We start from the raw sequence: 14799 nt of genomic DNA on the forward strand, positions 1-14799 counted from the left end.
GAAAAAAACCTTAACTTTAAGAAGGTTGTTTATTTATTAAAAGAAGAACTTTTTAACAATAGACTAAAAAACCTACAACTATGAGAGGTGTTAATAAAGTAATCCTGATTGGCAATTTGGGAAGAGATCCGGATGTACAGTTCCTGGAAGGAAATATTGCAGTAGCTAAATTTTCGCTGGCTACAACAGAAACATTTAAGGACAGAGCAGGCAAGCTCATTTCACAGACAGAGTGGCATACGGTGGTACTATGGCGGGGGCTGGCCGAATTGGCTCAGAAATACCTGCACAAAGGCAGTCTTGTTTATATCGAAGGACGTTTGCGCACCCGCAGCTGGGAAGATAAGGAAGGCAATAAGAAATTTGCCACTGAAGTTGTAGGAGATAACCTGGTTATGCTGGATAAACGCATGGACCTGAACAACCAAGATCACCCCGTACCCCACCATAGCAGTGCTGGAACAGGTAGTGGGGAAAATTTTTCGGGATTGGACCTCCCCCCTTCTCTGAACGAACCTGCAGACGATCTGCCGTTTTAGATTGCAAAAAAATATTAAGTTTTGATTGTACGTAATCCCGTATAGGGACATTACATTATATTTGCGTGCAGGGAAAGCAATTCCATGAATTACTTTCCCCTTATTTTTGTTTTACATCAAAGTTGAACATCTTGGGTATCATTCCGGCAAGCAACGTATCCTTTGTTTTACAAGCCAGCGCTCCTATCGGCACCCCTAATGTGGTGGTATTTACGCTTGTTATCTTTATTATACTGCTACTTACATTCATTGTTTCGGGGGCAGAAGTAGCCTTCTTTTCCTTAAATCATAAGGATCTGAATGTGCTTAAAACCCGGCAAAACGCCTCCGGTAAGCTCATCACCAAGCTGCTGGAAAAGCCCAAATCACTGCTGGCATCCCTCCAGATCGCCGGTATCCTGCTGATGATCGCATTCATCATGATCACGAACTATCTGGTTACCCAGATGGAAGACCTGCAAACCCTGCCTGTCATTTCGCTGATGGTACGCATCTCCGCTATCTGCCTTATTCTCCTGTTCTTCGGCCAGATCCTGCCCCGTGTATGGGCTGCCCAGAACAACATCCGTTTCGCTACCTATTTCGCCTGGTTCGTCAGCATCATTCACGCTACCCTGGAACCCATCAGCGACTTCTTCGTTGGCCTCAGCGGCAGCATTGAAGCCCGGCTATTCCATCGTGGCAGCGGCCCGGTTAACTACCAGGAAATTGATGAAGCCATCGAAATGAGCGTAGACCCCGCCGCCTCCCAGGAAGAAAAAAATATCCTGAAAGGCATTCTCAAATTCGGCAACATCACCGTAAAACAGATTATGCGCGGCCGCCTCGATGTAAACGGGGTGGAATACGACAGCTCTTTCAACAATATCATCAAACAGGTGGCAGACCTTCACTACTCCCGCCTGCCTGTTTATAAAGATAATCTCGACAACATCGTGGGGGTCATTCATACCAAAGACCTGCTCCCTCACCTCGATAAAAGTAATACGTTCGACTGGCACGAGGTAATGCGCCAGCCCTTCTTTGTACATGGGCACAAACTGATCGAAGACCTGCTGTCTGAATTCCAAAGCAGACGCATGCATTTCGCCGTAGTAGTCGACGAATTCGGTGGTACCTCCGGGATTGTTACCCTGGAAGATATCATGGAAGAAGTAATCGGCGATATCAAAGATGAATTCGATGAAGAAGAATTTAACTATAATAAAGTAGATAACTTCACTTATGTTTTTGAAGGCAAAACCATGCTGAACGATGTTTGCCGCATCATGAACGTCCCTCCCGAAACCTTCGAGCAGGTAAAAGGCGAAAGCGATTCACTCGGTGGTCTGATCCTGGAACTGGCCGGAAAATTTCCGGAAGAAAACAGCGTTATTAACTATAATAACTATGATTTTACTGTACTTGAAGTAAACAAAATGCGTATCCAGAAAGTACAGGTCACCATCAGGCCGGACGCCGCTGAATAAGTATAGCTGCCTGCTAAATACTCGAAAAATGCCAGTTGTAAAAGGACAAACCCTTGCCATAATTTCATTGCTGCTATTCTTTTTCACTGCATGTGAAAATACTCCTACGCCCAGGCCCAGAGGCTATTTCCAGATAAAATTCCCGGAAAGGAAGTACCGTACTTTTGATATGCCCGGTTATCCTTACACCTTTGAATACCCAGCGTACGCAAATATCATTAAGGATACCTCTTTCTTTGGGGAAGCCCCCGAAAACCCGTACTGGATCAATGTCGACTTTCCTACCCTTAACGGAAAGATCTACATGAGCTATAAGATCATCGGCCCCGGCAACAATTCCTTCCGGAAACTGGCGGACGACGCTTTTAAAATGACTTATAAACACACTTATAAAGCAGAGTACATCGACGAAAACGTCATCCGGACACCCAATCATGTCAGCGGTACCTTCTATGAGGTAGGCGGGAACGCTGCTTCTGCCAAGCAATTCTTCGCCACCGACTCCGTAAAACATTTTCTCCGGGGAGCCCTTTACTTCGATGCTACCCCCAATGCCGACTCCCTTGCCCCGGTACATAAGTTCCTGGAGCAGGATATGTGGCACCTTGTAGAAACCCTACGATGGAGATAAGCAGTTTATACTGTAACTTTGTATGCTAAAGATGGCCTGTACATAATCTCAGGCCCCAGAGCATTCTCAGATGATTATTATTGACGATAAATACATTAGTGACGAAGTTGTAGAAGAGCAGTTCGTATGCAATCTGTCGGCATGTAAAGGAGCCTGCTGTGTTGCAGGTGATTGCGGCGCCCCGCTGGATAAAACCGAAATCAAGACCCTGAAAAAGATCTACCCGAAAATCAAATCTTATCTGCGGGAAGAAGGCATACAGGAAATTGAACGCACCGGCACCAATACCACCGACGACGAATATGGCTACGTAACCCCCATCGTGAATAAAGGCATCTGTGCCTACGCTACCATCGATGAACACGGCATAGTAGGCTGTGGCATAGAAAAAGCGTTTAACGATGGTGTGGTGGACTTTAAAAAGCCCATCTCCTGTCATCTCTATCCCATCCGTGTAAAAAAATATGAATCTTTTGAGGCGGTAAACTACGACCGCTGGGACATCTGCAAACCCGCATGTAAAAACGGGAAATCGCTGAAAGTGCCCGTCTATCGTTTCTTAAAAGACGCCCTCATTAGAAAATACGGCACGGAATTTTATGAAGTGCTGGATAAAATAGCAAAAAAGAATTACGAATTATGAAATACGAATTACGAAATAACCTGAAGACCAGCTTCACTACTATCTCCCGGTTATTTCGCAATTCCTGATTCGTAATTCGTAATTTCCGTAAAACCTTGTTGCTTATGCATCAACTCGCGTCCACTTTTCTCGAAGAAAGTGAAAAAAAAGCATCCGATCTGAATCACCGTCAGACGATTAATTTTAATATCAGCAGATATAATTCCGCCGTAAAGGTGGGTAAACAACAGTTTGCGGATCTGCCCGGTGCCAGAGAACGTGCGAAGAATATCAAGTGGAGGGCTATTGAGCATCTCGACAATCACCTCGAAGAATTTGAACAGAACTTTACCCGCCGCGGAGGCAAAGTGATCTGGGCCGAAACTGCAGAACAGGTACAACAGGAAATACTGGCCATTTGCCAGGCCAAACAATGCAAGAGCATTGTCAAAAGTAAATCCATGGCCACCGAAGAAGTGCATCTGAATGCCTTCATGGAAGCCAATGGCATCGAATGCGTGGAAACCGACCTCGGTGAGTATATCCAGCAGCTCGATGGCGAGCCACCTTATCATATCGTAACCCCTGCCATGCACAAAAGCAAGGAAGATGTGGCCCGTTTGTTTGCCGAAAAGCTGGGAACTGATCCCGGCCTGACACCCGAACAGCTTACCCTCGTAGCGCGTGAAAAGCTCCGTCATAAATACCTGGAGGCAGAGATAGGCATCACAGGCGCCAACTTTATTATTGCAGATACCGGCTCCATTGCTGTCACTGAGAATGAAGGTAACGCCAGACTTACTACTGCCTTTCCCAAAACTCATATTGTTTTGGTGGGAATAGAGAAAGTAATTCCTTCCATCACCGACCTGGGTCTGTTTTGGCCCTTACTGGCTACCTATGGCACCGGCCAGCAGATAACTGCCTATAACAGTATCTTCAGTGGGCCCCGCCAGGAAGGAGAAACTGATGGCCCGGAAGAAATGTATGTTATATTGATGGACAATGGCCGTAGTAACATCTTACAGGACACCGTGGCAAGGGAAAGCCTCTATTGTATCCGCTGTGGTTCCTGCCTGAACGCCTGCCCGGTTTATAAGAACATCGGCGGGCATACTTATGCGGCCACCTACAGCGGCCCTATCGGCTCTGTTATTACTCCGCACCTGAAAGGAATGGACTCCTACATGCACCTTAGTTTTGCCTCCTCTCTCTGCGGTAATTGTACAGAAGTATGCCCTGTGCGCATCAATCTGCATGAACTACTCCTGCACAACAGGCAGAAAGCGGTAGAAGAAAACTATACATCCGGTGGGGAAAAATTTGCATGGTACCTGTGGAAACAGGGCTGCAACAGCCGCAAAATGATGAATATGGCCAGTGGCAAGACAAAGAATTTTATGCTGCGGAAATTTTTTGCTAAAACCTGGGGCGATAATCGTGAACTACCGGTGTTTGCGCCTAAGTCTTTTAATCAGCTGTGGAAAGAGCGGAAATAATTATCATTCCGCCTGCCGGCCTCTGAATGGTACTTTAACTTTTACCCTGGCAGGTTTCCTGTCTGACGCTGCGCTCCATTTCGGCCCCTCTTTAATTACTCTTATTGCCTCTGCATCGCAAATTTCGTTCAGGCTGCGAAGGATCTTGAAGTTCTGCAAAGTTCCGTCTGGCATCACGGTAAAGGCTACACGTACTATACCTCTATACTTATCGTCGGGATTAACTGTTTTGGTATGGAGATAATTTTCAAAGGCGGTCCATCCTATAACCGGTTCCGGCGCCTGATACCCGGGATTCTCAGCATCAGATTCTATTTGCACACCGGCAACTCTTCCGGACAATGATCTTTCTAACTGACCAGAATCCGTATTGGCATTAAGCCCCCGAATTACCACACTGCCCGTCATGTTCTGCTTCTTTTTAGCTCCCATACCTACCACCACCACTTCGTTCAATGCTGAACTTGCTGAGTCGCCAGGTGTTCTGGGCTTCGGTTCCAACACCTTACTATCAACATTATGCTGCGCCATGAATGCCCTGTTATTATCCCGTGCTGCCGGCGTTAATGCTGAAGCTCCGGGAGTACCCTGTGCAATGAGCTTTCCGGCAGAATCGTCGTCCTTTGTATAGGCCGACACTTCAGCGCCTGCGGCCTCAGCTGCAGGAGAACTAACCACTGGTGCGGCAGATGGCACACCCTTCGCCCGCGGCTTCATTTCCTTTGCCTTTGCTAACATCGGCGGCTCAGGTACAGCATCTTCCTTTGCGGATTTCTCTACATTAGCCAGCATAGCAGCAGTATCTGCAGCTGCAGGTACGCCGGAATCAGCTGCCGGAGCAGCCGGAGATTTAACACTGGCAATGGGAGGCGCCACCTGTTGTTCACGCCACAAATACCAGCCCGCAGAAACCATCAGTAACAGAATAGCAGCAACAGCCGCCCAGCGATAATACAGTGCACGCACACGCCCTCTGACAGGAGCTATTCTGGCAGCCAGCCTTCCGGCAAGATCTTCCTGATGGGCCTGCTGGTCCGGACTATGCATAGCATACCCATCCAGTGCATCAGCCAGGAACGGATCGTCCAGGGCCTGGTGCTCCAGGGCATGCATAGCTTTATCGTCCAGCTCCCCCGCCAGATATTGACGGATGAGGCTGGCAAGCTCTTCTGGTTTTATATGTGGCCGTTTGTCAGGCATGTTGTTGTTGCTCCATACATATTTTCAGGTTACGCTTTCCGTTCTGGATATAGCTTTTCACCTTATTCATCTCATATCCTGTAATAACACTCACTTCCCGGTAGCTTTTTTCCTGTAAATAAAACAGGTCCACGCTGCGCTTTTGTTCCTCCGGTAAAGTTTCCAGGCATTTTTCCATGCTCTGCAGGTTATCCTCCAGTGACATTCCATTTTCATGATGCCCGGTTTCCCCGTTTTCCACAATGGGATGATCATCTATAGATACCTGCCGGGATTCCTTGTTTTTCATCGCCCGCAACTTCATCAAACAGTGGTTACGGGTCAGTACATGCAGCCAGCTTTTGAAGTTCTGCACCTCATGCTGCTTCACTTTACCGATCAGTTCTTCAAATATCTGCATAACGGCATCCTTGCTGGCTTCTTCATCAAAATACTTCAGGCATACCCCATACACCAGGCTCATATAACGCTGGTATAAGGCGGCCAGAAAGTCCAGTTTGCCGGTGGATTTGTACTCCCCGATCAAATAGGCATCATCTGCATCCTGCATGATATTTTGGCGAATGAACGACATAAACAGCTGTCAGCTATTGGATTTTAACCTTTAACTACGGAACTATATTGATTTACAGCACAACAATAGTATTGCTTTTTTTTGAATATCAAAAAACTGAAAAGACGACAAAACAAAGCGGTTGTAACGAATGATGCGTAACTGCCGCATTGACCCATCCGTTACAACCGCTGCCTGTTTAAATAATGAGTTAGTCAGCAACTATTAGTGCCTGAAATGCCTCATACCGGTCATTACCATGACCATATCATGCGTTTTACAGAATTCTATAGAATCGTTATCCCGTACAGAACCTCCTGGCTGAATAACCGCATTGATGCCGTGTTCATGCGCGATGCTCACACAATCATTGAACGGAAAGAACGCATCGGATGCCATTACAGCACCCTTCAGATCAAAATTGAACTGGCCTGCTTTTTCAATTGCATGGCGGAGTGCATCGATCCTGGAAGTTTGTCCGCATCCCTTACCAATCAGCTGTTTGTCTTTCACCAGTGCGATCGCGTTTGATTTCAGGTGCTTGCAGACAATATTAGCAAACTCCAGATCAGACCTTTCTGCACTTGTTGAAGAACGGGCTCCTACTTCATTCCACTCATTATAGTTGCCATTATCACTATCCTGCAGCAATACGCCATTCAGCACATTCTTGAACATATACTTACTCTTAACCGGCTGCTTTTGTTCGAGCAGAATGCGGTTCTTTTTAGCTTGCAGTACAACGAGGGCATCTGCATCAAATGCAGGCGCGATCAGGATTTCGAAGAATATTTCACTGATGGATTCTGCAGTTGCTTTATCAATCGGCTTGTTGGTAACCAACACTCCGCCGAAGGCACTTTCCTTATCTCCTGCGAGCGCAGCTTCCCAGGCTTCTTTGAGTGTGGTACGGGAAGCGATTCCGCAAACGTTGGTATGCTTGATAACAGCAAAGGTAGTAGCTTCAAACTCCTGGATCAGCTGGCAGGCAGCGTCTACGTCTACCAGGTTGTTGAACGACAGTTCCTTACCATGTAATTTATTGAAAACTTCTTCGAGGTTACCGTAGAAGATCCCACGCTGGTGCGGGTTTTCACCATAACGGTTCACCTGACCCTGTGGGATGGAAAGCTGGAAATCAGCACCAGGCTCGTTGTTCAGGAAATATTGTGAAATAGCTACATCGTAGTGTGCACAAACTTCAAATGCTTTTGCTGCAAAGCTTCTGCGCTCTTCGATAGAAGTAGCTCCCTTATTGTCGGTCAGCACCTTTTCCAGGTCTGCATACTGATCTTTAGAAGCCACAATCACTACATCCTTGTAGTTCTTACCTGCAGCACGGATCAGAGAAACTCCCCCTATGTCAATTTTTTCGATGATAGCCTGCTCTTCGCTGGTGCTTTTCACAGTTTCTTCAAACGGATAAAGGTCTACTATCACCAGGTCAATCTCAGGTATCTCATACTGCTTCAGCTGTTCCAGATCCTGCGGATTTTCACGGCGGGCCAATATCCCCCCAAATACTTTAGGGTGCAGCGTTTTAACACGGCCACCCAGGATAGAAGGATATGCAGTAAGATCTTCTACTGCCACACAGGATACGCCCTGTTCTTCAATAAATTTTTGCGTACCGCCGGTAGAATAGATAGTCACACCTTGTTCGCCCAATTTCTTTACAATGCCCTCCAGGTTATCTTTATAGAAAACGGAGATGAGCGCTGATTTAATTTGCTTTTGCATGAACGGAAAACATTAGAAATTATTAACATAGATTCCTGATCCGGAACCGAAAGAAGCGCAAAGTTAACACGTAAACATCATTTTTCCATTCCTGTATCCCACTATACTACCATCGTTTCAAAACTTCATGTCACTATTCCGGGCCTGCAGGCCTGCATCTCACTACCAATGCACCCTGTTCGGGTATAGAATAAAAATTAATTCCCGCGGCATGGCATTCTTCTTTCCATTGCTGTATCCTTTTCCGGGAGTTAGCAGCACCAGCCACTATACAATGGCTGTCGTAACAGGTCATAATTGCAGGGATATTTACATGCGGATTATTGTTCAGGAAGACATAATCAACCCGGAACCTGCTGCTCATACGGCCGGTGGGAAGTATACTGTCTATGATCACCAGCTGTTTTCCCCAAAAGCTGATGTACCGGCCGTACTGATTAAATCCCATCACCGCACCCGGCTCCACACCCAGGTACTGCCGCGTTGCCACAATCTGCGCCCCGGCTGCCTGCCGGAAAATGGTGTCCTGCCCGGTGAACCGGGCCTTCCGCCCGTTGATACAGTCTATTGCCGTATATCCGGTCACGTTATATATAACCATCAGCCGCTGCTGCCGGCAGCGGGTCTCCCACCCTGCCCGTAACACAAGGTATCCCCAGCAACTAATTAAAACCAGCCACAAACCGGGTCTCCACCTGATCATGAACAACAGGGCGGCCCCTGTAATGAACAAATACAACAGGGCGGCCTGCGACAATGAGCAATGAATATCCTTTATCAGCGCTCCCGGCAGGTCGCCAAGCCATTTTACGCTGCTATTCATTATCATGATGAGGAGCTGCAATCCCTTCCCCACCCAGGAGGCGAACATACCAAGCGGCGCCACCAGTAATAACAGGATCTCTCCATAGATCGCTACCGTTGACAGAGGTACAGCCACCAGGTTGGCCGGCAGAAAGTAAACCGGGAACTGGTGAAAATAGAACAGGCTCACCGGTGTGGTGACCAGCTGTGCAGCCAGCGATAAAGCGACCATCTGCCATAACAGGTCCACCCATTTTCGCTCCGGCTGCCAGCACCGGTACAACGGTTGGTAGAAAAGCAGTATTCCAAGCACTGCGAGATAAGACAGCTGGAACCCCGCATCCGTGATCAGGTAAGGATTGAACCAAAGCAGCAATACCGCCGATGCCGCCAGCGTATTATAAGTACTGCTATACCTTTCCAATATCAAACGTCCGGTAGTAATACCGGTAAACATAACAGCCGAACGAAGCACGGAAGCCGAAGCGCCGGTGAGCAGTGCAAATCCCCAGAGTACCCCCAAAACCAGTATCGCTTTGGTGAAATTAGCCCACCGCCCTGCCGGCAGCCATTTTAACATCCACAACAGCGTACTGTAAAGCAATGCCAGGTGCATACCCGAAATGGCAATGATGTGCACAATACCCGTATTGCCATAACTCTGCACCACGTCTTTGTCGAGATCCTGCCGGTAGCCAATCAGCAAAGCTTCCGCCATGCCCGATTCCGGCCCCTTCCCTATGAAAACTTTCAGGCTCCCCAGGCAATAATCCCTGGCGCTGATCAGCCACCGGTCTATTGGGTTACCTCCTTCCTGCGGCAATAAATAATAATCCCTGTGAACCAGGTGCAGCTGCTGATAGATCTGCTGGCCGGCACAATACTGCTGGTAATCAAATGCCCCCGGATTCCCATTATTTTTGATCAATACAGGCTTTTTCCGGGTGATGATCTGTTGCCCATAGGCAAGATCCGGCAGGGAGTCTTCCCTTGTTAAATAAAGCTGTAAATAGCCTTTAACAGGTATCCAGCGGCCCTTGTTACAAACAGCATTGATAGTTGCAACTGCACGGCATGTCCGCTCCTTTAACACAGGTGGAGCATTCACCTCCAACAACAACCAGGAGCTGTCAGCAGCCTGTTTTTCCCAGAAGCTACGCTCACGACGGAGATCAGCTTTATATATCAACAGGCAGCCGCAGGCCGTTACCAGTACCAGCAATAACAGGCCCCTCACCGGAATGGCGGCATATCTCCACTGAACCGGTAACTGCCGGCACAGTAACAAACCGCCGGCAGCAAACAGTATCAGTATCATTATAAGTGTAAAAGACAGGGACAGGTATGACTGTAAACAGATACCAGCCATCAGCGGGATGGCCACCCTGACGAATGGCGCCCGTTTCCAGTGCATGTTAACAAAACCGGATGATTCAAAATGCATAAAGGGTTAACTTTTGGGTAGTCAAACCTCGCTTTTCATCCTGATAAAAGTGTTTCAGAATTGTTAAAAACGGTGAATCTCAGGCAATAATATCTATATATGATTTCTAGGTAAAATTCGCTCAGAGATGTTAAAATGAGTATAAACAACCAATTTTATCATTTTTATAATATATTTAAAGTCATTTGTTTAAAAATTATAAATATATTCATCTGTTATTGATTAGTTAACATCTCTTTTAAATATAATATTATTTGTAAACTGCATTACCGGTCACGCTATTTGAATTGTATCAAGATTCAATAGTCGTGTCTTTAATGGTTATTTTGAGGGAAAAGAAGGAGCCTGATTTTTATCAGGCTCTGTTTATTTTACCAGTCTTTAGTCTTTAGCCTTTAGCTATTAGTCTTTAGTAAAAATGCAGAGGAGATTAACATCTACAATAATGTTAATCTCCTCTGCATTTTTACTAAAGACTAATAGCTGAAGGCTACTTGCTCAGGTACATACTCTTTTCTTTATACAACTGACGGAAGTAAGGATCACGCAGATCTTTGATAAAGCGGATCGCCTCCCCGGTTGATTTCATTTCAGGTCCGAGCTCTTTGTTTACACCCGGGAATTTATTGAAGGAGAACACAGGTTCCTTGATAGCGAAACCGGTGAGCTTTTTCTCGATCTTAAAGTCCTGCAGCTTGTTAGCACCTATCATCACTTTTGTTGCTATGTTCAGGTAAGGTACCTGGTAAGCTTTCGCGATAAACGGTGTCGTCCGGGAAGCACGCGGGTTTGCCTCAATTACGTAAACGTTGCCGTCTTTGATAGCAAACTGGATGTTGATCAATCCACGGATATCCAGTGCGCGGGCTATCTTCTCGGCATAATACTCCATGGTGGTCACTTCGATGGGCGACAAATTAAACGCCGGCAGCAACGCATGGCTGTCGCCACTGTGGATACCAGCTGGTTCAATGTGCTCCATCACGCCCATCACATGGAAATCGGTACCATCAAAAATTCCATCGATCTCCGCCTCCTGGCAGCGATCCAGGAAGTGATCGATCAGGATCTTGTTACCAGGCAGGTGCCGTAACAGGCTGAGTACAGATTCTTCCAGCTCTTCTTCATTAATCACGATCCTCATACGTTGTCCACCTAATACATAAGACGGGCGAACCAGTACGGGATAACCTACTTCCTTGGCCACTTCTATGGCGTCGTCGGTATTGTAGGCAGTTCCGTATTTAGGATAAGGAATCTTCAATTCTTTCAGCATATCGGAGAAACGGCCACGGTCTTCCGCGATATCCATATTATCGAACGAGGTACCTATGATCTTCACACCGTTTGCTTCGAGGCGTTTGGCCAGCTTCAGCGCAGTTTGGCCTCCCAGCTGTACAATCACGCCTGCTGGTTTTTCCAGCTCGATGATTTCCCAGAGGTTTTCCCAGAACACCGGTTCGAAGTACAGTTTATCTGCCATGTCGAAATCGGTGGATACTGTTTCAGGATTACAGTTTACCATGATAGCTTCGTAGCCGCAATCCTGGATCGCCTGCAGGCCATGTGTACAGCAGTAATCGAATTCAATACCCTGACCGATCCTGTTCGGGCCGGAACCCAGTACAATGATTTTCTTCCTGTCGGAAACCTTGCTCTCATTTTCTGTATCGAAAGTAGAATAGAAGTAAGGCGTCTTGGCTTCAAACTCGGCACTGCAGGTGTCCACCATCTTGAAGGTACGGGTGATGCCCAGTTCCTTACGTTTGGCGTACACTTCATCATCATCGCAATCACCGAACAATACTGCCAGCTGTGCATCGGAGAAGCCCATTTTCTTGGCATCTCTCAGCATATCTGCCGGTACCGTTTTCAGTTCATGCTCCAGCAATTGTTTTTCCAGGTTTACGATATCCTGGATCTGGTGCAGGAACCAACGGTCTATATATGTCAGCTGGTGGATATGCTTTACAGATACACCCGCCATCAGCGCATCTTTGATGCGGAAAATACGATCCCAGGTAGGACGTTTCAGCTTTTCGACCAGCTGCTCTGTTTTCATGAGCGACTTGCCGTAGTAACCCAGGCCCAGCGCATCGTTCTCCAGGCTCTGACAGGCTTTCTGCAGAGCTTCGGGGAAAGTGCGGCCGATAGACATTACCTCACCCACAGATTTCATCTGCAGTCCTAAGGTATCGTCGGCGCCTTTGAATTTATCGAAGTTCCAGCGTGGCATTTTTACAATCACGTAGTCCAGCGCAGGTTCGAAGAAGGCAGAAGTAGTTCTGGTGATCTGGTTTTCCAGTTCATCCAGGGTGTAGCCAATGGCCAGTTTAGCAGCGATCTTCGCGATCGGGTAACCAGTGGCTTTGGATGCCAGCGCAGAAGAACGGCTTACGCGCGGGTTGATCTCAATAGCTATCAGCTCTTCATTTTCGGGATTCAGGGAGAACTGAACGTTACAGCCTCCGGCGAAGTTCCCGAGGTCACGCATCATCATCATGGCTTTATTACGCATGTCCTGGAAAGCAGTATCGCTCAGGGTCATGGCAGGCGCCACTGTGATAGAATCACCGGTATGAATCCCCATCGGATCGAGGTTTTCCACCGTACAGATGATTACCACGTTGTTGTTCTTATCTCTCAACAACTCCAGTTCATATTCTTTCCATCCCAATACCGCTTTTTCCACCAGCACTTCATGGATGGGAGATGCTTTCAAACCACGGTCCAGGGCTTCGTCCAGCTCGTCTTTGCTGTGTACGAAACCGCCTCCGGTACCACCGAGGGTAAACGATGGGCGAATCACCAACGGGAAACCTATCTCTTGTGCAAACTCCTTACCTTCCAGGAAGGAATTCGCTGTCTTGGCCGGTGCTACCGGTACTCCCAGCTCAATCATCCACTGACGGAACTGCTCACGGTCTTCCGCTTTATCGATCGCTTTAATATCCACACCGATCAGGCGCACATTGTACTTTTCCCAAATCCCCAGTTCATCCACTTCTTTACAGAGGTTCAATGCAGTCTGACCTCCCATGGTCGGTAACACAGCATCTATCTGGTTTTCCTCCAGGATCTGCTCAATGCTTTCCACCGTCAGCGGCAGCAGGTAAACCTTATCCGCCATCATTGGGTCTGTCATGATAGTAGCCGGGTTGGAATTAATAAGGATCACTTTAATTCCTTCTTCCCGAAGCGAACGTGCTGCCTGGGAGCCGGAATAGTCAAATTCGCAAGCCTGACCAATAATAATAGGTCCAGAACCGATAATGAGCACAGATTTGATAGATGAATCTTTTGGCATTTGTATAATCTATTGAAAATGAAAAACCAAATTGATTTTTCTGTTGTACGAGGGAACAAAAAAATCGTGCAAAGCTACGTGATTTGAAAATTATTATTGGAAATAAATTTTTGTTTTCGGTGTTATTTTTTTGAAAGGTGCCCCGACGCGAATAAATTTACATACCTGGTTTATTCCATTTACCTATAACAACAAGCATCGCATGAGTACTGTACCTCGCTTCAGGCATTCATATCCCTCCTCCTGGGAAACCCTGGTCCGCAGATTCAACAGCCGGGCATTAATGGTGGAAGGAGACCATGACCAGCCAGTTTATCGATTCTCTTTCCGATTCGAATATCAGCAAACCAGAGGACAATTTATATTCACCTGGGAGAATACAAAAAATGACAGAACCTTCGTGAATATTAACCTGTCCAGATCCCGTGGTCTCGGGGTGCTACTGCCTTTTGATACACCAGATCTGATCCCGGGACACATTTACAATCCCGAAACAACCCTGCTCCTTGAGTTGGCGGAAAGGCACGACCAGCTGAAAATATCACCTAACACGCGGTTACGGAGGCTCCTCTCCCGTTTTAATTCCCATCGCGTTTTAACTGGTAATGCCGGATTTGATGCAGCGTTCATTACCATTGCCAGGCCAGCCTCTATTGTACCCGCACTGATGCCGGGTCTTTCTTTCCTGAAGCATCCTTCAGTAAATCATTCACCCCGTATTGATACAGACTGGGAAGATGCGGAAACTGCCCGCTTCAATCTGCGGCTACGCACAAAGTGCCTCTTCAATAACAACGCTGTACTGGAAAAGATGCTGGCGGACTGTTCCTGGCTGGTTCAGCGGCTTAATCATGCTTCCTAAGCCTGAGAACGTCTGCCAGCGTACATTTCCCTTCTCTGAATTGCGTATAAATACTTATCCTCATCTCATTTTATTCTCCTAACTTTACGCTCCGCAATCATCAGATATTGCGCTATCCCAAAACGACTG

11 protein-coding genes are annotated in these 14799 nt (G+C 47.0%); 6 read left to right on the plus strand and 5 right to left on the minus strand.

The genetic code is table 11. The features are described from left to right. Positions 1 to 80: 80 nt before the first annotated feature. The 5 genes from UNH61_RS28420 to UNH61_RS28440 all read left to right on the plus strand — a co-directional run bounded on the left by UNH61_RS28420 (position 81) and on the right by UNH61_RS28440 (position 4760). A complete protein-coding gene (locus UNH61_RS28420) occupies positions 81 to 539 on the plus strand; it encodes a single-stranded DNA-binding protein (RefSeq protein ID WP_326995388.1) in 459 nt (152 codons plus the stop codon). A 131-nt stretch (positions 540 to 670) separates the two neighbouring features. Continuing rightward, complete coding sequence (gene gldE / locus UNH61_RS28425; protein ID WP_326995389.1) at positions 671 to 2008, plus strand: gliding motility-associated protein GldE; 1338 nt, start codon at positions 671 to 673, stop codon at positions 2006 to 2008. 28 nt (positions 2009 to 2036) lie between these two features. Further along, the gene (locus UNH61_RS28430) at positions 2037 to 2639 is read left to right on the plus strand and encodes a hypothetical protein (protein ID WP_326995390.1); all 603 of its coding nucleotides are present in this window, start codon (positions 2037 to 2039) and stop codon (positions 2637 to 2639) included. Between the two features lie 70 nt (positions 2640 to 2709). Continuing rightward, positions 2710 to 3282: a DUF3109 family protein gene (locus UNH61_RS28435; RefSeq protein WP_326995391.1), complete on the plus strand. Its 573-nt coding sequence runs from the start codon at positions 2710 to 2712 to the stop codon at positions 3280 to 3282. 104 nt (positions 3283 to 3386) lie between these two features. Continuing rightward, the gene (locus tag UNH61_RS28440) at positions 3387 to 4760 is read left to right on the plus strand and encodes a LutB/LldF family L-lactate oxidation iron-sulfur protein (protein WP_326995392.1); all 1374 of its coding nucleotides are present in this window, start codon (positions 3387 to 3389) and stop codon (positions 4758 to 4760) included. Positions 4761 to 4763: 3 nt separating this feature from the next. Here UNH61_RS28440 and UNH61_RS28445 read toward each other — a convergent pair whose 3' ends face one another. From UNH61_RS28445 to carB, 5 genes are all read right to left on the minus strand, one after another. After that, positions 4764 to 5960 (minus strand): energy transducer TonB, encoded by a 1197-nt coding sequence (locus UNH61_RS28445; protein WP_326995393.1) that lies wholly within the window; start codon positions 5958 to 5960, stop codon positions 4764 to 4766. Continuing rightward, entirely contained in the window at positions 5953 to 6534 is a 582-nt protein-coding gene (locus tag UNH61_RS28450) for a sigma-70 family RNA polymerase sigma factor (RefSeq protein ID WP_326995394.1), read from the minus strand. Before UNH61_RS28450 ends, UNH61_RS28445 begins: the two co-directional genes overlap by 8 nt. Positions 6535 to 6738: 204 nt before the next feature. Beyond that, positions 6739 to 8253: a bifunctional phosphoribosylaminoimidazolecarboxamide formyltransferase/IMP cyclohydrolase gene (purH, locus tag UNH61_RS28455; RefSeq protein WP_326995395.1), complete on the minus strand. Its 1515-nt coding sequence runs from the start codon at positions 8251 to 8253 to the stop codon at positions 6739 to 6741. A gap of 133 nt (positions 8254 to 8386) precedes the next feature. Continuing rightward, positions 8387 to 10501 carry a ComEC/Rec2 family competence protein gene (locus UNH61_RS28460; protein ID WP_326995396.1) on the minus strand — a complete coding sequence of 705 codons (2115 nt, stop codon included), beginning with the start codon at positions 10499 to 10501 and terminating at the stop codon, positions 8387 to 8389. 490 nt (positions 10502 to 10991) lie between these two features. After that, a complete protein-coding gene (gene carB, locus UNH61_RS28465) occupies positions 10992 to 13808 on the minus strand; it encodes a carbamoyl-phosphate synthase large subunit (RefSeq protein ID WP_326995397.1) in 2817 nt (938 codons plus the stop codon). Positions 13809 to 14010: 202 nt separating this feature from the next. Here carB and UNH61_RS28470 point away from each other — a divergent pair, with 202 nt between their 5' ends. Continuing rightward, positions 14011 to 14670, plus strand: coding sequence for a hypothetical protein (locus UNH61_RS28470; protein ID WP_326995398.1), 660 nt, complete (start codon positions 14011 to 14013; stop codon positions 14668 to 14670). The last annotated feature ends 129 nt before the right edge of the window (positions 14671 to 14799 follow it).

This window comes from Chitinophaga sp. 180180018-3, from assembly GCF_037893185.1.
In the GTDB taxonomy this organism is placed as follows: domain Bacteria; phylum Bacteroidota; class Bacteroidia; order Chitinophagales; family Chitinophagaceae; genus Chitinophaga.

What these genes read in the sequence shown, in the direction of transcription:
- UNH61_RS28420 (WP_326995388.1), top strand. Translation starts at nt 81, where the DNA reads ATGAGAGGTGTTAATAAAGTAATCCTGATTGGCAATTTGGGAAGAGAT.
- UNH61_RS28430 (WP_326995390.1), top strand. Translation starts at nt 2,037, where the DNA reads ATGCCAGTTGTAAAAGGACAAACCCTTGCCATAATTTCATTGCTGCTA.
- UNH61_RS28435 (WP_326995391.1), top strand. Translation starts at nt 2,710, where the DNA reads ATGATTATTATTGACGATAAATACATTAGTGACGAAGTTGTAGAAGAG.
- UNH61_RS28440 (WP_326995392.1), top strand. Translation starts at nt 3,387, where the DNA reads ATGCATCAACTCGCGTCCACTTTTCTCGAAGAAAGTGAAAAAAAAGCA.
- UNH61_RS28445 (WP_326995393.1), bottom strand. Translation starts at nt 5,960, where the DNA reads ATGCCTGACAAACGGCCACATATAAAACCAGAAGAGCTTGCCAGCCTC.
- UNH61_RS28450 (WP_326995394.1), bottom strand. Translation starts at nt 6,534, where the DNA reads ATGTCGTTCATTCGCCAAAATATCATGCAGGATGCAGATGATGCCTAT.
- purH (WP_326995395.1), bottom strand. Translation starts at nt 8,253, where the DNA reads ATGCAAAAGCAAATTAAATCAGCGCTCATCTCCGTTTTCTATAAAGAT.
- UNH61_RS28460 (WP_326995396.1), bottom strand. Translation starts at nt 10,501, where the DNA reads ATGCATTTTGAATCATCCGGTTTTGTTAACATGCACTGGAAACGGGCG.
- carB (WP_326995397.1), bottom strand. Translation starts at nt 13,808, where the DNA reads ATGCCAAAAGATTCATCTATCAAATCTGTGCTCATTATCGGTTCTGGA.
- UNH61_RS28470 (WP_326995398.1), top strand. Translation starts at nt 14,011, where the DNA reads ATGAGTACTGTACCTCGCTTCAGGCATTCATATCCCTCCTCCTGGGAA.